This is a genomic window from Geodermatophilus sp. SYSU D00742, from assembly GCF_054049935.1.
Genome location: NZ_JBJGYJ010000021.1, coordinates 1 through 17647, shown reverse-complemented (window position 1 = coordinate 17647; position 17647 = coordinate 1). Strand labels below are relative to the sequence as shown.

Annotated in this window: 21 protein-coding genes; 16 read left to right on the top strand and 5 right to left on the bottom strand. The window is 73.8% G+C overall.

The features are described from left to right. Window positions 1-114: 114 nt before the first annotated feature. The 5 genes from csrA to ACI78V_RS14880 all read right to left on the bottom strand — a co-directional run bounded on the left by csrA (window position 115) and on the right by ACI78V_RS14880 (window position 3828). A complete protein-coding gene (gene csrA, locus ACI78V_RS14900; protein ID WP_456852030.1) occupies window positions 115-447 on the bottom strand; it encodes a carbon storage regulator CsrA in 333 nt (110 codons plus the stop codon). 100 nt (window positions 448-547) lie between these two features. After that, window positions 548-952 carry a flagellar assembly protein FliW gene (fliW, locus tag ACI78V_RS14895; protein ID WP_456852028.1) on the bottom strand — a complete coding sequence of 135 codons (405 nt, stop codon included), beginning with the start codon at window positions 950-952 and terminating at the stop codon, window positions 548-550. After that, window positions 949-1851, bottom strand: coding sequence for a flagellar hook-associated protein FlgL (gene flgL / locus ACI78V_RS14890; protein WP_456852026.1), 903 nt, complete (start codon window positions 1849-1851; stop codon window positions 949-951). Before flgL ends, fliW begins: the two co-directional genes overlap by 4 nt. Before the next feature lie 4 nt (window positions 1852-1855). Continuing rightward, window positions 1856-3346, bottom strand: a complete 1491-nt coding sequence (flgK, locus tag ACI78V_RS14885; RefSeq protein WP_456852024.1) for a flagellar hook-associated protein FlgK — start codon at window positions 3344-3346, stop codon at window positions 1856-1858. After that, window positions 3343-3828 carry a flagellar protein FlgN gene (locus tag ACI78V_RS14880; protein WP_456852022.1) on the bottom strand — a complete coding sequence of 162 codons (486 nt, stop codon included), beginning with the start codon at window positions 3826-3828 and terminating at the stop codon, window positions 3343-3345. Before ACI78V_RS14880 ends, flgK begins: the two co-directional genes overlap by 4 nt. A gap of 174 nt (window positions 3829-4002) precedes the next feature. Here ACI78V_RS14880 and ACI78V_RS14875 point away from each other — a divergent pair, with 174 nt between their 5' ends. The 16 genes from ACI78V_RS14875 to ACI78V_RS14800 all read left to right on the top strand — a co-directional run bounded on the left by ACI78V_RS14875 (window position 4003) and on the right by ACI78V_RS14800 (window position 17617). Next, window positions 4003-4920 (top strand): sigma-70 family RNA polymerase sigma factor, encoded by a 918-nt coding sequence (locus ACI78V_RS14875; RefSeq protein WP_456852020.1) that lies wholly within the window; start codon window positions 4003-4005, stop codon window positions 4918-4920. Window positions 4921-5050: 130 nt separating this feature from the next. After that, the gene (locus tag ACI78V_RS14870) at window positions 5051-6178 is read left to right on the top strand and encodes a flagellin N-terminal helical domain-containing protein (RefSeq protein WP_456852018.1); all 1128 of its coding nucleotides are present in this window, start codon (window positions 5051-5053) and stop codon (window positions 6176-6178) included. Between the two features lie 107 nt (window positions 6179-6285). Then, the gene (gene fliD, locus ACI78V_RS14865) at window positions 6286-7620 is read left to right on the top strand and encodes a flagellar filament capping protein FliD (protein ID WP_456852016.1); all 1335 of its coding nucleotides are present in this window, start codon (window positions 6286-6288) and stop codon (window positions 7618-7620) included. Between the two features lie 25 nt (window positions 7621-7645). After that, the gene (gene fliS / locus ACI78V_RS14860; protein ID WP_456852014.1) at window positions 7646-8032 is read left to right on the top strand and encodes a flagellar export chaperone FliS; all 387 of its coding nucleotides are present in this window, start codon (window positions 7646-7648) and stop codon (window positions 8030-8032) included. Then, entirely contained in the window at window positions 8029-8397 is a 369-nt protein-coding gene (locus ACI78V_RS14855; protein WP_456852012.1) for a hypothetical protein, read from the top strand. The genes fliS and ACI78V_RS14855 overlap by 4 nt, the downstream gene beginning before the upstream one ends. Before the next feature lie 323 nt (window positions 8398-8720). After that, window positions 8721-9068 carry a flagellar basal body rod protein FlgB gene (flgB, locus tag ACI78V_RS14850; RefSeq protein WP_456852010.1) on the top strand — a complete coding sequence of 116 codons (348 nt, stop codon included), beginning with the start codon at window positions 8721-8723 and terminating at the stop codon, window positions 9066-9068. Window positions 9069-9072: 4 nt separating this feature from the next. Beyond that, a complete protein-coding gene (flgC, locus tag ACI78V_RS14845; protein ID WP_456852008.1) occupies window positions 9073-9474 on the top strand; it encodes a flagellar basal body rod protein FlgC in 402 nt (133 codons plus the stop codon). Further along, window positions 9471-9803 carry a flagellar hook-basal body complex protein FliE gene (gene fliE, locus ACI78V_RS14840; protein ID WP_456852006.1) on the top strand — a complete coding sequence of 111 codons (333 nt, stop codon included), beginning with the start codon at window positions 9471-9473 and terminating at the stop codon, window positions 9801-9803. Before flgC ends, fliE begins: the two co-directional genes overlap by 4 nt. Beyond that, on the top strand, window positions 9803-11386 hold the full coding sequence (gene fliF / locus ACI78V_RS14835; protein WP_456852003.1) for a flagellar basal-body MS-ring/collar protein FliF: 1584 nt from the start codon (window positions 9803-9805) through the stop codon (window positions 11384-11386). The genes fliE and fliF overlap by 1 nt, the downstream gene beginning before the upstream one ends. Continuing rightward, window positions 11383-12465: a flagellar motor switch protein FliG gene (gene fliG / locus ACI78V_RS14830; RefSeq protein ID WP_456852001.1), complete on the top strand. Its 1083-nt coding sequence runs from the start codon at window positions 11383-11385 to the stop codon at window positions 12463-12465. The genes fliF and fliG overlap by 4 nt, the downstream gene beginning before the upstream one ends. Beyond that, on the top strand, window positions 12449-13207 hold the full coding sequence (locus tag ACI78V_RS14825) for a FliH/SctL family protein (RefSeq protein WP_456851999.1): 759 nt from the start codon (window positions 12449-12451) through the stop codon (window positions 13205-13207). The genes fliG and ACI78V_RS14825 overlap by 17 nt, the downstream gene beginning before the upstream one ends. Beyond that, complete coding sequence (locus ACI78V_RS14820) at window positions 13204-14511, top strand: FliI/YscN family ATPase (RefSeq protein ID WP_456851997.1); 1308 nt, start codon at window positions 13204-13206, stop codon at window positions 14509-14511. The genes ACI78V_RS14825 and ACI78V_RS14820 overlap by 4 nt, the downstream gene beginning before the upstream one ends. Window positions 14512-14530: 19 nt before the next feature. Beyond that, window positions 14531-14983: a flagellar export protein FliJ gene (locus ACI78V_RS14815; protein ID WP_456851995.1), complete on the top strand. Its 453-nt coding sequence runs from the start codon at window positions 14531-14533 to the stop codon at window positions 14981-14983. Then, window positions 14971-15921: an NlpC/P60 family protein gene (locus ACI78V_RS14810; RefSeq protein ID WP_456851993.1), complete on the top strand. Its 951-nt coding sequence runs from the start codon at window positions 14971-14973 to the stop codon at window positions 15919-15921. The genes ACI78V_RS14815 and ACI78V_RS14810 overlap by 13 nt, the downstream gene beginning before the upstream one ends. Further along, window positions 15918-17186 (top strand): flagellar hook-length control protein FliK, encoded by a 1269-nt coding sequence (locus ACI78V_RS14805; protein WP_456851991.1) that lies wholly within the window; start codon window positions 15918-15920, stop codon window positions 17184-17186. The genes ACI78V_RS14810 and ACI78V_RS14805 overlap by 4 nt, the downstream gene beginning before the upstream one ends. 17 nt (window positions 17187-17203) lie before the next feature. Further along, window positions 17204-17617, top strand: coding sequence for a flagellar hook assembly protein FlgD (locus tag ACI78V_RS14800; RefSeq protein WP_456851989.1), 414 nt, complete (start codon window positions 17204-17206; stop codon window positions 17615-17617). Window positions 17618-17647 lie beyond the last annotated feature (30 nt).

Genomic DNA, 17647 nt, shown 5'->3' with positions numbered 1-17647 from the left:
TGTCGGGCCTTCTCTTCGGCAGGTCTTGCCCGTGTTGGTGGCGGATCGCGACCGTCCGATGAGGTGCTCGGCAGGTCTCGCCAACAGGAGGGGGTCCTCCCCCGGTCAGATCTGTCAGCCGGCGGCGTCCTCCGTGACCGGCTCGTGACCTGCCGGGGCACCGGCCGGCTCGGCGGGGCCGTCGGAGCCACCGTCCGCCGCCGGCTCCGGCGCACCGGCCGCCGCAGGGGCGAACGCGGCCAGTGCACCGAGCGTGTCGGCGGTGACCTGCGCCGCGAGGAGGTTGGCCTCGGCGATCTGCCGGTAGACCTCCTCGCGGTGGATGGTCACCTCGCGCGGGGCCTTGAACCCGAGGCGGACCGTGCCGCCGCGGACCTCGACGACGTGCACCTCGATGTCGTCGCCGATGCGGATGGTCTCGCCGACGCTGCGGGTGAGAGTGAGCATGGGTACCCCTCCATGGGTGTGCGGGAGCCGTCCTTGGCGGTGGTGCCGGGCGGCATCGCCGGGCGCGGTGTGCGCCGGCCGGTGTCGCCGCCCTCTCCAGTTATCGGCGCAGGGGACGCCGGATCGGATGGGTGTCGTCCCGGAGGACCACCTGCGCGGCCCGCCAGTTCGCCGGGTTGACCACGACCGGTGCCCGCAGGTTCGCCGTGGCCGCCGCCGGCCCCTCCGGCGGAACGGTCACGAGGCAGTACACCCGGGCCTCCGTGGGCTCGGCGAGCGCCAGGTCGGCGCAGACCGACCGGGGCAGCACCGGCGCGTACCCCGGGAAGTACATGCCCGGGTCGACGGCGAGGAACCGCGGCCCCTCCGGCGCCATCGACTGGAGCCAGAACAGCCGACCGTCGCCGTCGGCCGTGACCAGCACGTAGTCACGGTGCCCGGGGAACCCGGGCAGCGCCTCGGTCAGCGACAGCAGGGGCAGCGTCGTGACCGCGGACAGCGTCATCGGAGGAAGTCCAGGAGGGTGGGCTGGATGACCTTGGCCGTGGCCCGCAGCGCCGCCTGGTAGCCGACCTCCTGCTGGTTCAGCTCCATGATCGTCTTGGCCAGGTCGATGTCCTCCACGTCCGCCAGCTGCGTCTTCAGGGACAGCTGCAGGTCGGTGTTGACCTGCGCCGCCGCCTGCAGGCGCGCAGAGCGGGCGCCGATCGCGGAGGCGGCGCTGAGCAGCCGGTCGAGGGCCCCGTCGAGCGCATCGAGGTCCGCCCCCAGCGCAGTCGGGTCACCGACGACGTGGTCGGCGATGCTGGCCACCACGGCGAACAGGTCCTCACCGTCCGGGTCACCGAACGCCTCCGGGCCGGTCATGTCGATCCGGAGCTCCTCGCTGTTCGACACCCGGCGGCGGGTCTCCACGACCGGGACCGTCGCGGTGCCGCCGACCCCCACGTACTTCCCCGAGGAGTCGTAGGCGGTGGCACCCGTGGTCACCCCGCCGAACAACGGCCGCCCGGCGACAGTCTGGTTCGCGAGTCCGAGCAGGCTGTCGCGCAGGGCGGCGACCTCGACGCTGATCGCCACCCGGGAGGCGCCCGAGAGCGCGCCCGTGTTCAGCCCCTGCACGGTCAGGTCCCGGACCCGCCGGACCTGGCTGATGACGGAGCTCAGCGCCGTGTCGGTGGCGTCGAGCCAGCTCTGCCCGTCGGAGATGTTGCGGGCGTGCTGGCCGGCCGCGCTCTGGTCCTGACGCACCTGCATGGCGCGGTTCGTCCCGGTCGGCGAGTCCGAGGGGGCGCTGATCTGCTTGCCCGAGGTCAGCTGCTGCTGCAGCTTGCCGACCGCGGCCAGGTTGCCGTTGAGCCCGAGCAGCGCGGTCTGGGTGACGGCGCGATGGGTGATCCTCATCAGGTCACCGCCCCACGAGGCCGGTACGGCTGATCAGGGTGTCCAGGGCCTCGTCGATGGCCGTCACCATGCGGGCCGCGGCGTTGTAGGCGTGCTGGAAGGACAGCATGCTGGTCATCTCCTCGTCGAGGTTGACGCCCGAGACCGCCTCCCGCGCCGCGTCCACCTGGGTGGAGATCACCGACTGCACGGTGAGGTCGCGCCCGGCGACCGAGGACTCCACCCCCAGGGCGACGACGAGCGTGCGGTAGTCCGCATCGACGCCGTTCGGCTTGAGACTGAGCCGGAAGAACGCGTCGGCGTTCCCGCCGTCGGCCGACACCGGGCCGGTGGGGTCGGTCGGTGACGCCTTGAGGTCGTCGGGGGACTTGGCGGCCGCGGCGAGCTCGCCCGCCTCCGTGATGCGCAGCGTGATGTTCGCTGCCGTGACCTTGGTGAGGTCCACGGTCGCCGCCCCCGAGCCGTCGTCGAGGAGCACGCCCCCCTTGGCGCCGGTGCTGTCGTAGCCACCCAGGTGCACGGTGCCCGTGCTGTCGGTGCCGCCGGCGTGGACGGCGTTGAGGTCCTGCACCAGGTCGCGGGCCAGCTGGTCGAGCCGGCCGCGGTACGAGGGGATGACGCCGGTGAGCGCCGACAGCTGTCCGCCCACGGTCCCGCCGAGTCTCAGGCTCGTCCCGCCGGGGGCGGTCTGCACCCGCGGGTCGTCCCCGCTGCCGACGCCGTCCGCGGTGTCCGCCCCGACCAGCTCCATCCCGAGCACGTGGGCACCGGACACCAGCGTGCTGCCCCCGACGACGACGTCGACCATCCCGTCCCGGCCCGGGATCGAGGTGGCGCCGACCTGCTCGGCCAGCGAGAGGACGAGGGCGTCACGGCGATCGGACAGCTCGTTGACCGGCAGGCCGGCCTGGGATGCCGTCCGGATCGCCGCGTTCAGCTCCCCGATGGACTCCGCGCTCTCGTTCACGTCCCTGAGCAGCGCCTGCAGGTCGTCGCGGGTCTGGGTCCACTGCTGGTCCAGCGAGGCCCGGGTGGTCCGCAGGCCGGCGGTCAGGATGTCCAGCCGCTCCAGGACCTGGCTGCGCGCCGCCGGCTCGGTGGGCTTGTTCGCCACGTCGCTGAACCCCGCCCACACGTCGGCGAGCATGCTCTGGATCCCCGTGTCACCGGGCTCCCGGAAGGCGGACTCCACCTGCCTGAGCGCATCGCTGCGCACCGTGAGGCTCGCGGTACGCGCCGACTCCACCTGCGCGCGCCCGTCGAGGAAGACGTCCCGGATGCGGATGATCTGGTCCGAGCTCACTCCCGAACCCACCTGGCTGCTCACCGAGTGGACGGCGGGGACCTCGGTGCCGCCCATCGCCCGCAGGTCGACCCGCTGCCGGGAGTACCCCTCGGTGTTGACGTTGGCGATGTTCTGACCGGAGACGTCCAGACCACGCTGCGCCGCCCACAGGGCCGTCGTGGCGGCGTTCAGTCCGCTGAAGGTGCTCACAGGGCACCGTCCAGGGTGACCGCGCGGTGCGCCCGCGCGTCACTACGGCCGGTCGAGCCGTAGGTCCCGGCCGAGGGCGCCTTGACCGACAGGAGCGCGTCCCCGAGGGCGGCCAGGCCGCCCTCGATGAGCTCGCGGTTGGCGTCGGACAGGCTGCGCAGCTCGGTGACCAGCACCAGCAGCGCCTCGTGGTGCTTGCCGTACAGGTCGTTCCACGGGGCAGGGGCGGCCTCGGCGAGCTTCCGCAGTGACGGATTGGCACCCACCCCCAGGCGGGTGGCCAGGACTTCGGTGGCAGCAGCCCGCTCGACCTCGAGCGTGCGCAGCTGGTCGAGGACGACCTCGATCTCGTGCGCGATGCGCGCCAGCCAGCGGGTCTTGCCGGTGACGATCAGGTACTGCTTCTCCTCTGCCTTGAACAGCAGCAGGTCCAGCAGCTCCTGCTCGCGCCAGAGCAACGTCGACAGGTGCTGGTAGTCCACGTCCCTCACCGTCCTTCCGCTCTCCCCGGCTGCCAGACCTCGGTGCCGCCAGCGTGTTCTCACCAACTGCCATCGGCACCGGGGGGTGGGCCCTCAAGCCGAGGCCTCAAGTCCGACGGGATCTGCTCCGATCGGTAGGTCCCGTCCGGCCCCCGGCCTGCCGAGGAAGGGGGTGTGAGACCACCGCGTGCCCCGGCGTTCGAGCGGCTCCCTGCCCCGCGGCCACCGGCCGCCGCGCGGGAACTCCCCGCCCGGGACGTCGACACCCTCGTGACCGAGCACCTGCCGCTGGCCGCGTTCGCCGTCAACGCCGTGGCCTCGCGCATCTCGCTGCCCGGTCACGTGAGCCGGGAGGACCTCCTGTCCTGCGCCCGCGTCGCGCTCGTCGAGGTGGCCCGGCGGTTCGACCCGTCGGCGGGCGCCTCCTTCGCCACCTACGCGCTGGCCCGCCTGCAGGGCGCCGTGCTGGACGAGCTGCGCTCCGGGGACTGGGCCAGCCGCAGCGTGCGGGCCGCCGCCCGGCGCACCGACGCCGCCGCGGACGCCCTCGCGATGTCGCTGGGCCGGCCGCCGACGCGTGAGGAGCTCGCCGCCAGCCTGGGCATGGCCACGAGCGAGCTGGACTCGCTGCAGGTCGACGTCCACCGGGCGGTGATGGTGAGCATCGACGCCGAGAGCGGCTCCGACGGCACCTCCCTCGACCTCCCCGACACCGGCGAGTCCCCGGAGCGGGCCCTGCTGCGCAGCGAGCGCAGCCGGTACCTGCACGAGGCGATCCGGGCGCTGCCCGACCGGCTCGACGAGGTCGTGGAGCGGAACTTCTTCGGCGGTGAGTCGCTCACCGACATCGCCGCCGACCTCGGCGTCACCCTGTCCCGCGTCTCGCAGATGCGCGCCCGCGCGCTCACCCTGCTGCACGCGGCGATGAGCGAGGTCTGGGAGGGCAGGGCGGTGCCGGCGGACGGCGGCGTCCGGGCGCGCAACCAGCAGCGCTCCTACGTCGACCGCGTCGCCGGTCGCAACGCCCCGCCGCTCCCCCCGCCCCGCATCCCCTGGGCGGCCGTGGCCCGCGGCGCTGCCCGACCCGCATGAGTGAGCCCGGGCGGAAATAGTGCCGGACTCGCCTCAAGACCCTGCTGGTGCCGGCCGAAACCAGTAGGGCAAGCCCCGCAGCACGGATGCAGCGGGAACCAGTACGGACCCGATTCCAAGGAGGAACACCGTGGGTCTCAGCGTCAACACCAACACCGCCGCGATGAACGCGTACCGGAACCTGTCGGTGACCAACGACCAGATGGGCAAGTCGCTCGAGCGGCTCTCGTCCGGTTTCCGCATCAACCGCGCTGCCGACGACGCTGCGGGTCTGGCCATCTCCGAGGGCCTCCGCTCGCAGATCGGCGGCATGAAGCAGGCCGTCCGCAACACCCAGGACGGCATCAGCGTCGTGCAGGTCGCCGAAGGCGCCCTGGGCACCGCCACCTCGATCCTGCAGCGCATGCGCGACCTCGGCGTCCAGGCCGCCAACGACACGAACAACGCGGCTGCCCGCAACGCCATCGCGACCGAGGTCGACGGGCTGCAGAAGGAGCTGGGGCGGATCGCCGACTCCACCAACTTCAACGGCACCAAGCTGCTGAACGGCGACACCGCCACGCTCAACTTCCAGGTCGGCGCCGGTGGTGACACCGCCAGCCAGATCTCGGTCGACCTGACGGCGGCCAACGTCAAGTCCGTCGCCGACGCTCTCGACGTCGCCGGCGCCAGCTTCGCGATCGTCACGCCCACGCTGGTCGAGGACAACTACACGTTCTCGTCGACCAGCGGCGGCGTCACCACGACGGCGACCGTGGCGCTCAACGCGACCGCCGGGGCCTACACGAGCGTCGAGGACGTCGCGAAGGCCCTGAACGCGGACAGTGACTTCGCTGCCAAGTTCAGCGCCTCGGTGAACGACGACAACGAGCTCGTCGTCCGCTCCACCAACGGCGGGACCATGGGCACGACGGCCCCGGGCACGGGCGCCGCCGCCGGCGCTGCCGTCGCGGGCGGCCTGGACTTCTTCTCGGCCAGCGGCGCCCAGGCCGCTGTCACCGCGATCGACGCCCAGATCCAGCGGGTCTCCAACGCTCGAGCCCAGCTGGGTTCGTACCAGAACCGGTTCGAGCACACGATCAGCAACCTGAACGTGGCGATCGAGAACACCACGACGTCGGAGTCGCGGATCCGCGACACCGACATGGCCCAGGAGATGACCAACTTCACCCGGACCCAGATCCTGACCCAGGCCGGCACCTCCATGCTGGCCCAGGCCAACCAGTCGTCGCAGGGCATCCTGAAGCTGCTGGGCTGATCCACCCGCACCACCTGAGCACCACCCGGTGAGGGGGGAGGCCCTCGGCCTCCCCCCTCACTGCTGCTCCACCCCGCACCGCCCACACTTCTCCCGGAGGACACCGCATGGCAGGCATCAGCACCGGCATCGGTCTCACCTCCGGGATGGACTACGCGTCGCTGGTCAGCCAGCTGATGCAGCTGGAGAGGCAGCCCCAGACGCTGCTGCGGACCAAGCTGTCCGACACCCAGGTCGACGCGGCCGCCTACCGTGCCGTCAACTCCTCCGTCGCGGCGCTGCACTCCGCCGCCGAGGCGCTCACCAAGGCGACGACCTGGGGTGCCGTCAAGGCCACCAGCTCGTCCCCGACGGTCACCGCCAGCGCCGCGGCCGGTGCCTCCACCGGGTCGGTCACGTTCACCGTCGACCGGCTCGCCGCCACCCACTCCGTCATCGGGGACGTCGCGTGGAACCCGCCTGCCGCCGCGACCACGCTCACGATCGCCGACGCCGACAACGACCGGGCATCGACGACGGTGTCCCTCGCCGCAGGCGCGACCCTCGGCGACGCCATCAAGGCCATCAACGCCGCCGGCGCCGGGGTGACCGCCTCTGCGGTCGGCACCGGGTCGGGCGCCCGCCTGCAGCTCACCTCGATGACCTCGGGCCTCGACGGGGCGTTCACCGTCAGCGGCGGCCCGACGTTCAAGGTCCTCGCCCAAGGCGTCGACGCCCAGCTGACCGTGGGCAGCGCGGACACCTACAGCTTCCCCGTGACCTCCAACACGAACACGTTCACCGACCTGCTCGCCGGTACGACCCTGACCGTCAGCGAGAAGGGCACCACGACCACCCTGACGGTGGCCACCGACCCCGCCGCGGTGGCCGGCGCCGTCCAGGCGCTGGTCACCGCGGCCAACAACGCCCTCACCAGTGTCTCCGGGTACAGCTACAACGGCACCGGGAGCACCGCGGCACTCCGCGGGGACAGCACCCTGCGCCAGCTGGCCAGCGACATCCTGACCGCCGTCTCCTCCGCCATCGGTGCCGACGACTCCGCCGCCACGGCCGGCCTCCAGCTGACCCGCGACGGCAAGGTCGCGTTCAACGCCGAGACCTTCACCGCCAGGCTGAAGGCCGACCCGGCGCTGGCCCAGCAGTTGGTCACCGGCACGGCTGCCGTGCCAGGTGTGGCCCAGCGGCTGCTGGAGGTGACCAAGGTGGCCACGGACGCCACCACGGGCACGCTCACCCTCCTCGCCAAGAGCAAGGACTCCGAGGCGACCCAGCTGCAGAAGCGGATCGACGAGTGGGACATCCGCCTGGAGCTGCGCCAGCAGAACCTGACGCGGCAGTTCACCGCGATGGAGAGCGCGCTGGGCACCCTGAACAACCAGTCCACGTGGCTGTCGACCCAGCTGGCGCAGCTGCCCAGCTGGTCGTCGTCCGACAAGAACTGACCCACCCGTACCCGGAGGAACCCCGATGAGTGCCGCCGCCCTGCGCGCCCGCTACATGGGCGACACCGTCGCCACCGCCTCGCCGCAGCAGCTGCTGGTCATGCTGTACGACCGCCTGGTCCTGGACCTCGAGCGGGCCGAGAACGCACTCGTCGCCGGCGACCGCGACGAGGCCGGCAGCCAGCTCCGGCACGCCCAGGACATCGTCTTCGAGTTGCGCTCGAGCCTGCGCGTCGACGTCTGGGAGGGCGGCCCCCGGCTCGCCGCGCTCTACGCCTGGCTGATCACCGAGCTCACCACCGCCACCGTCAAGGGCGACCGCAACCGGGTCGCCTCCTGCCGGCAGATCGTCGAGCCCCTCCGGGACGCGTGGCGGCAGGCCGCCGCCTCGCTGGCCGCGGCCCCCGCATGACCCCGCCCCGCCCCCCGGCCGGAGGGGACCACGGCGCGGGCGACTGGGCCACGGTCCTCGACGAGCTGGAGGGCGAGGTCCTCGCCGCCGAGGCGACGATGACCGCCGGTGACCTGCCGGAGGACCGGGTGGACGAGGTCGCCGCGTGGGGCCGTCGGGTCCAGGACTGGGTCCCGCCCTCCGGGCTGGGGCCGCTGCCCGAGGACCTCCGGCAACGTGCGGCCCGGCTGCTCCAGCACCAGCTGGCCGTCGCCGAGGAGCTCGTCGAGCGGATCATCCAGTCACGCCGGCAGCGCGACGTCGCCGCCCGGATGTCCTACGGCCCGGCCCGCCCGGTCGCGTCGTTCATCGACCGGGCCCTGTAGCCCGCACCCCGCACCCCCGCCCCCGTGGCGCCACCGGCGCCGCGGGGGCGTTCGCGTGCTCCGACCCTGCGCACGGACGCACGCATCCCGGGACGGCCGGTCGCCCCCAGCAGTCACACCCGTCCCGCCCACACCACCTGCCGACACCGGTCACTCCCGTCGGCGACATCTGGTCATGCCTGGGGCTCGGGATGCCGATGGCACAGGGGCACGGACAGCACCACCTCGCCACGGATCGGCGGACCACCCACTCGCTCGCGAGTGTCTTTTCCGCGTACCCGGAGGTCGATCGTGTCCTGCCCCGCCCCCGTGGCGACCGCCCGATGATCGGCGACCTCACCACGACGACGCTGCACGCCGCCCTGAGCGGGCTGGCGCAGCGGCAGCGCGTCACCGCCGACAACATCGCCAACATCAACACGCCCGGCTTCCTCGCCGGCCGCGTCGACTTCGAGTCGGACCTGCGGAGCCAGCTGAGCAGTGGCCGGACGCCGACGATCGGCGGGAGCAGCGTCGCGCGGTCGCTGGAGCCGACCAACACCAACGGCAACAACGTCAACCTCGACAGCGAGACGGTCATCGCCACGGAGACCGGTCTGCGCTACCAGCTGGCCCTCAACGCGCTGGACGGCAAGTACAGCAGCCTGCGCACCGCCCTGCGGACGGCGTGACGCGGTGTTCGACAGCCTCAACGTCGCCGGCTCCGGGATGCTCGCCCACCGCAAGTGGCTGGACGCCGTCTCGGACAACATCGCCAACCTGAACACGGTCACCGGGACCGAGGAGGACGCGTTCCAGGAGCGCTTCATCGTCGCCCAGGCCGTCGACTACGGCTCCGGCGAGGGCGGTGTCCGCACCGCGCGGGCCGAGTTCGGCAGCGCCGAGGGCCGGCTGGTCCACCAGCCCGACCACCCGCTGGCCGACGCCGAGGGCTACGTGAAGTACCCCGACATCGACCTCGCCGAGCAGATGACCAACCTGATCATGGCCCAGCGCGGCTACCAGGCGAACCTCGCGACCATCGAGCGGGCGACGGCCGCCTACCAGGCGGCCCTGCAACTCGGGAAGGGCTCATGACCTCGCCCATCGGGGGCATCGCGTTCCCCACCGTGTCCATCCCGGCGGTCGGTGCCGTCGGCGACGTCGCCGGCACCGAGGCGGCCCCCGGCACGCAGTCCGCCTCGGGCTCGGGGTTCGCCGGTGTCCTCGCCGGCGCGCTCGACCAGCTGCAGACCACCCAGGCGGTGTCCAACGACCTCGCGACCCAGGCCGTCACCGGCGACCTGAAGGACGTGCACGACTACATGATCGCGTCCACCGAGGCGAAGGTCGCCCAGGAGATGGTCGTGACGTTCAAGAACAAGGCCGTTGAGGCCTTCACCGAGATCATGAGGATGCCGGTCTGATGCCTCCCGCCCTCGCCGGACCGCTGGAGCGCATCCGCTCCACGCTGTCCACGATCAGCCTGGGGCAGAAGGTCGTCATCGGCCTGCTGGCCGCCGGGCTGCTCCTGGGCGGGTTCTTCTTCGTCCGGTGGACGACCGCACCGACGATGGCGCCGCTGTTCTCCAACCTGGCGTCGACCGACGCGTCGGCGATCGTCGACGAGCTCAACGCCTCCGGCGTCGCCTACGAGCTCGCCGACGGGGGCGGCACGATCATGGTCGCCAACGACCAGGTCTACGACCTGCGGCTGTCGATGAGCGGCAAGGGTCTGCCCGCCGGCTCCGACACCGGCTACGCGCTGCTCGAGGAGCAGGGCATCACGACCAGCGAGTTCCAGCAGCAGGTGTCCTACCAGCGGGCCCTCGAGGGCGAGCTGGCCAAGACGCTCGAGGCACTGGAGGGCGTCCGCTCCGCGGTGGTGCACGTGGCCCTCCCCGAGGACGAGGTCTTCGTCTCCGACGAGCAGGAGCCGACCGCCTCGGTGCTGCTGGACCTGGCGCCGGGCACGACGCTCTCCGGCGGTCAGGTGCAGGCGGTGACCAACCTGGTCTCATCCAGCATCGAGGGCATGGACCCCGACCAGGTCACCGTCGCCGACTCCACCGGCCAGGTGCTCTCGGCGCCGGGCCAGGGCGTGACGTCGGCGGCGGGGGACGCCCGCTCGCAGCTGGAGCAGGAGTACGAGGACCGGCTGGCCGCCAACGCCCAGGTCATCCTCGACCGGGTGCTGGGCCCGGGCAACGCCCAGGTGTCGGTGCGCGCCGACCTCGACCTCAACCAGCGCGACACCACCTCGAAGACCTACACCTACGAGGAGGGCACCCCGCCGGTCTCGGAGAGCACCAGCACCGAGGAGTACACCGGCACCGGCGCCACCGTCGGCGGTGTGCTCGGCCCGGAGAACACCGCCGACGCCGGCGCGGGCGGCGAGTCGACGTACAGCAAGGAGTCGACCACGGCCAACAACGCCGTGGGCGAGACCGTGGAGACCGTCCAGGGCGCGCCCGGCGCGATCAACCGGCTGACGGTCTCGGTCGTCATGGACCAGACGGTGGCGGGCAGCCTCAACCAGAACCAGGTGGAGGACCTCATCGGCAACGCCGTCGGCCTGGACGCCGCCCGGGGCGACGACATCACCGTCGCGTCGATGGCGTTCGACACCACCGCCGCCGACCGGGCCGCGGCCGAGCTGGAGGCCGCGCAGGCGGCCGAGCAGCAGGCGCAGCTCTGGTCGATGATCAGGACCGGCGGCATCGCCCTGGGCATCGCCCTGCTGGTGCTCGTCGTCTGGCTGCGGTCGCGCCGCAACCGGGAGGACGAGGAGGACTACGAGGAGCTCGCGCTGCCCGACGACGTCCTCGCCGAGCTGGACCGGATCCGCATCGAGAGCACCCGTGAGATCCCGGTCGACACCAGGGCGCCGGAGCTGGAGGCCGCCGAGCGGCAGCGGGTCCGAGGGGAGATCGCCGCCATGGTCAGTGAGAAGCCCGACGAGGTCGCGGCGATGCTGCGCGGCTGGCTGAGCGAGGGCAGCAGGTCATGACGCTCGCCAGCGTGGAGCAGATGGTCGGGCTCACCCCGGCCGCCCGGACCTCCGTCCTGCCGGCGGTGCGCCAGGCGCCCGACCTGCCCGGCATCCGCAAGGCCGCGGTCTTCATCGCCCAGCTGAGCAAGGACGATGCCGGCGCGCTGCTGGCCAGGATGCGCCCGCGGGAGGTCGAGCAGGTCACCCGCGAGCTCATGAAGCTCGGCACCGTGGAGCCCGACGACGTCGACGGCGTCCTGGAGGAGTTCCACCACCTCATGAGCGCACAGCGCTTCGTGGGACGCGGTGGTGTCGACTTCGCCCGCGAGATCCTCGCCGCGGGCCTGGGCGACGACAAGGCCGAGAGCATCCTGTCCCGGCTCAACGTCGTCTACTCCGAGGTGCCGTTCTCCTCGCTGCGCAACGCCGACGTCCGGCAGCTGGTGACCTTCCTCAAGGACGAGCACCCGCAGACGATCGCGCTGGTGCTGGCCCACCTGACGCCGGCGCAGTCGGCCGAGGTGCTGTCCGGGTTCGCCCCCGAGCAGCAGGCCGCCGTCGCCCACCGCATCGCGACCATGGACCGCACCTCCCCGGAGATGGTCCGCCTGGTCGAGGAGGAATTGGGCCGCCGCATGGGGTCGCTGCTGGCCCACCAGGACATGAGCACGGTGGGCGGCGTCGAGACCCTCGTGGAGATCATCAACCGCTCGTCCCGGCCCACCGAGCGGTCCATCCTCGAGTGGCTGGAGAGCACCGACCCGGAGCTGGCCGACCAGGTGCGGGCGCAGATGTTCGTCTTCGAGGACATCGTGTCCATCGACGACCGGTCGCTGCAGCTGGTGCTGCGCGAGGTCGAGGCCAACGACCTGGCCACCGCACTCAAGGGCGTCCGGCCCGACGTCCGGGACAAGGTGGTCCGCAACCTCTCCGAGCGTGCCGCGGAGAACCTCGCCGAGGAGATCGAGCTGCTCGGCCCGGTCCGCACCCGGACCGTCGAGGAGGCCCAGGCCAAGGTCGTCGGCGTCATCCGCACCCTCGAGGAGCAGGGCGTGCTGACCATCTCGCGCGGCGGGGACGATGAGTTCGTCGCCTGAGAACGCCCCACGCGAGACGGCACTGCTGCGCGGCGCCTCGGCCGCGGCGGCCGCGCCCTACCGCAGCACCGTCCCGCCACCGCGGGAGGGACCACCCGCGGTCGAGCGCCGGACGACGATCCGCCGGGCCGCCGACATGCCGGTGCCGGCCACCCGGCCCTCCTTCCGGCTCGGCGACGTCTACGCCGAGGAGCTGGCCCGGCTGCGCGAGCACGCCCGCCGCGAGGGCTACGCCGCCGGGCACGCCGAGGGCGTCCGGGCGGCCGGTGCGGTGGTCGCGGAGGCCGAGCGGGCCGCCGAGGCGCGCCTGGCCGAGGTCCAGGCGCGGTGGGAGCGGCGCATGGTGTCGGCGACCGCGGCCATGGGCGCGGCGGTCACCCAGCTGGAGGAGGCCGCCGTCCCGGTGGCCGAGGACGTCCGCGACTCGATCGTCTCGATCGTGCTCACCCTCGTCGAGGACCTGCTCTGCCGGGAGCTGGCCATCGCCGACACCCCCGCCCTCGACGCCGTCCGGCGGGCACTGACCCTGTGCCCCGCCGATGCCCCCACCGTCGTGCGGCTGCACCCCGACGACCTCGGCGAGCTGCCCGAGGAGGCGCTCGCCGAGCTGCCCGACACGGTGCGGGTCGTCGGTGACCGCTCGGTGGAGCGGGCCGGCGCGGTCGCGGAGACCGGCGCCTCCCGCGTCGACGCCCAGCTCGGCGCCGCGCTCGAGCGGGTGCGGGCGGTGCTCGCCCCGTGAGTGGTCCGGGCCTGCTCGACCGGGCACGCGCCGCCGCCCGCCCGCAGGTGACCGGCCAGGTCGTCGGCGCGATGGGGCTCACCCTCTCCGTCGAGGGCATCGTCGCCGCCGTCGGTGACCTCGTGGAGGTCGACCCCGGCTCGGGTGGGCTGCTCGCCGAGGTGGTCGCGGTGACCCGCGACCGGCTCACCTGCATGCCGCTCGGCGAGCTGTCCGGCGTCCACTCCGGCGCCCGGGTCCGCGCCACCGGCATGCCGCTGCAGGTGCCGGTCGGCGAGGCCCTGCTGGGGCGGGTGCTCGACGGCCTCGGTCGGCCGGTGGACGGCGGCCCGCCGCTGGACGCCGGCCTGGAGTTCGTCGACCTGTCCAGCGAGACCCCGCACCCGCTGGCGCGCCGCCGGGTGCAGGAACCGCTCACCTCCGGCGTCCGCGCCCTGGACACGCTGGTCCCCTGCGGCAGGGGCCAGCGGCTCGGCATCTTCGCCGGCTCCGGCGTGGGCAAGTCGACGCTGCTGTCCCAGATCACCCGGGGCACCGACGCCGACATCCGGGTCATCGGTCTGATCGGTGAGCGTGGCCGCGAGGTCAAGGAGTTCCTCGAGGAGAACCTCGGCCCCGAGGGCATGGCCCGCACGGTCGTCGTCGTCGCCACCTCCGACGAGCCGCCGCTGGTCCGGCTCAAGGCCGCGTTCGTCGCCACCCGCATCGCGGAGGGCTTCCGCGACCAGGGCCGCGACGTCCTGCTGCTCATGGACTCGATCACCCGCACCGCGATGGCCCAGCGCGAGGTGGGGCTCTCCGCCGGCGAGCCCCCGGCCACACGCGGCTACCCGCCGAGCGTGTTCGCGATGCTGCCCAAGCTCCTGGAGAAGGCCGGCACCGCCGCCACCGGGTCCATCACCGGCCTGTACACGGTGCTCGTCGACGGCGACGACCACAACGAGCCGATCGCCGACTCCGCCCGCTCGATCCTCGACGGCCACATCGTCCTGACCCGCGAGCTGGCGACGGCGGGGCACTTCCCGGCCATCGACGTCCTCGAGTCGATCTCCCGCGTCGCCGGGGCCGTCGTCCCGGCGCCGCAGATGACCGACGCCCGTGAGGTGCGGCGGCTGATGGGCGCGCTGCGCGACGTCAAGGAGCTCATCGAGATCGGCGCCTACCAGGCCGGCAGCGACCCGCTGGTCGACCGCGCCCGCCAGGTGGCCCCCGCGATCGAGGCGTTCCTGCAGCAGTCCACCGGCGAGCTGACCCCGGCTCAGGAGTCGTGGGCGTGGCTCAACCGGATCGTGAGGTCGTCGTGACACTCCCCCCGCCGGCCCGGTGAAGCGGGGCGCGTTCCGCCTGCAGCCGGTGCTCGAGGCGCGACGGGCCCAGGAGCGCGCGGCCGCGCTGGCCGCCGCCGAGGCAGCCCGCGCCGCCGCCGACGCCGACCGCCGGGCCACCGAGGCGGAGGACGCCGTCGCGGCCGTCCTGCCGACCGGCGCGGTCGGTTCCGGCGCCTTCCGCGCGGCGATGGTGCTCGCCCGGGTGGCGGCCGAGGACGCCGCGGCCGCCCGGTCGCTGGCCACCGCCTCCGCCGAGCAGGCCGGGCTGGTCCGCGCGGCCTGGACGGCGGCGGCGCAGCGGACCAAGGGACTGGAGCGGTTGCGGGAACGTCACCTCCAGACGGTCCGACTCGCCGAGCAGGCTGCCGAGGAGAGGACCGTGGACGACCTCGTGACCGGCCGATCGGCCCGTCGGACCTCCTCCGGGGAGGTGCCGTGGACGGACTGATCGCCGTGCAGACCCGGATCGGCGAGATCCAGGCCCGCTTCGCCACCCCCGTGCAGACCTCGACCAGCCGCGCCTGGGCCTCCGCGGTCTCGGCCGCCGGGCTCACCGGCACCGGGTCGGCCACGACCACCGCTGCGGGCACCGCGGGCGCCGCCTCCGGGCAGGCCGTCGTCACCGAGGCGCAGAGGTACCTCGGCGTCCCGTACCTGTGGGGCGGCACCGACCCGGCGAGGGGCCTGGACTGCTCCGGGTTCACCAAGCTCGTCTTCGGCAACCTCGGCATCGAGCTGCCCCGCACCTCCTCCCAGCAGGCCACCGCCGGCACCGCGGTGGCCTCGCTGGCCGACGCCCGCCCCGGCGACCTGGTCTTCTTCGACCACACCCCGTCCCGCCCCGGCATCGACCACGTCGGGATCTACATCGGCGACGGCAAGATGATCGCCGCCCCGCAGGAGGGCGAGACGGTCAAGGTGCAGTCGGTCGGCGCGCCCACCGTCATCCGCCGGGTGCTGCCCGAGCAGGCCACCGCCGCGTCGGCAGCGTCCGGTGCCGCCCTGTCCGGCGTCCCGTACGCCGACCTGTTCACCCGGGCCGGCAGCCGGCACGGCGTCGACCCGGCGCTGCTCGCGGCGGTCGCCTCGACCGAGTCCGGCTTCGACGCCTCGGCCGTCTCCCCGGCCGGCGCGCGGGGCCTCATGCAGTTCATGCCCGCCACCGCCGCCGGGCTCGGCGTCGACGCCCTCGACCCGGCGTCGGCCGTCGACGGCGCCGCCCGCTACCTGCGCCAGCTGACCGACCGGTTCGGCTCGACCGAGCTCGGGCTGGCCGCCTACAACGCCGGCCCCGGGACGGTGAGCCGCCACGGCGGCATCCCGCCCTACCCCGAGACCCAGGACTACGTCCGGTCCGTGATGAGCAAGGCGGCGACCTACCGATGACGACCCCTGTGCTGCCGGCCGCGCCCACGGCCGCGCCGACTCCCGGAGCCACGACCAGCGAACCGGCCGCCGGTCAGGAGTTCGCCTCCGCCCTGGACGACGCGGTCGCCGGCAACCCCGGTCGCGGCGGCCGGGACGACGCGGCCCCGACCGGGGCCACGGCCGACGACGAGACGACGCCGGCCGCGACGGACACGCCGCCGGCCGACGGCACGGTGCCCGCGGTGACCGGCATGCCCCCGGCCCTCTGGCTGCTGCTGCACGGCGGTGCCCCGGCCGCGGCCACCCCGCCCCCCGCCGCGACGCCGGCCGTCGCGGCCACCGGTGCCGTCCCGGCCGTGCCGGCGGGCGGCGCCGCCGTCGTGGACGCGGGAGTCGCACCGACCGCCCCGACGACCGCGGCCCCGCCGGCCGGCCCCGTGCCGGGTACGGCGCCGGTCGCACAGCCGGCCGGCACCCCGACCGCGCCGACGGCCGCCGCACCGGTCGTCGCCCCCCAGCCGGGCACCGCCCCGGTCGTGCCGCCGGCCGCCGCACCGGCGGACGGCACCGGGGCGCTGCCGGGTCTGTCCGTCGTCGTCGCCGCGCCCGACCGCGCACCCGCCGCCGACGAGGCGACACCGACGCCCGTCACCGGACCGGTCGGGGCGGCGCCCGCCGGGACCGCAGCCGGCACCACCGCGGGCGACACCGGCACCGGCACGAGCCCGCAGGACTCCCCCGCTCCGGCAGCCCCCGCGGCCTCCGGCCCGCCTGCCGCCGGCTCCGCTCCCGTCCCCACGACGGCCGTGCTCCAGCCGGCCGGCGCCCCGGCCGACGCCGACGCCGCACCCCCGGTGGGCACCCAGGTCGCCTCGCACGTCGCCGTCCTGCGCACCGCGCCCGACGGCGTGCACACGATGACCGTCGTCCTGACGCCGGAGACCCTCGGCCGGGTCGAGGTACAGGTCACCCTCCAGCAGGGCGCGGTCGACCTGACCCTGCGCGGCGCGACCGAGGCCGGGCGCGCCGCGCTGCTCGACGCCCTCCCGGAGCTCCGCCGGGACCTGCAGAGCGCCGGGCTGAACTGCACCAACGCCTCCGTCGACCGGGGCCCGGGCAACGGCTGGGCCACCGCCCAGCAGCACACCGGCGGCGACCGGTCCGGGCAGCAGGGCCGTCCCGACGGCCGCGGCGGCCCGTGGCAGCGCCCCGCCGACCTCGACGGGGGCCGGCCGGCCCCCGTCGCCACCACCGCTGCGTCCGGCCTGGACGTCCGGGTCTGAAGGGAGTTGACCGAGCGATGACCGATCCGATCAGCGGCATGGGCGGCACCACGCCCGCCACCACGTCGGTGACCCGCGCCGACCAGATGGACAAGGACGTGTTCCTGCAGCTCCTGGTCGCGCAGATGCGCTACCAGGACCCGAACAACCCGACCAGCACCACGGAGTTCATGTCGCAGACGGCGACGTTCACCCAGGTCGAGAAGCTCGAGCAGATCGCCGCCCAGAACGCCTCGCTGCTGACGCTGCAGCGCTCGCTGAGCGCCGGGGCCCTCGTCGGCCACCACGTGGGCTACACCGCCGAGGACGGCACCACGGCCACCGGGACGGTGACCTCGGTCCGCTTCTCCGGTGACGAGCCCGAGGCCGTCGTCGACGGGGTCGCCGTCCCGCTCGGTCGCCTGACCGAGGTCTCCCTCGCCACCGGCTGACGCGGCCCCCCGCCCGCCCCCACCCACCTC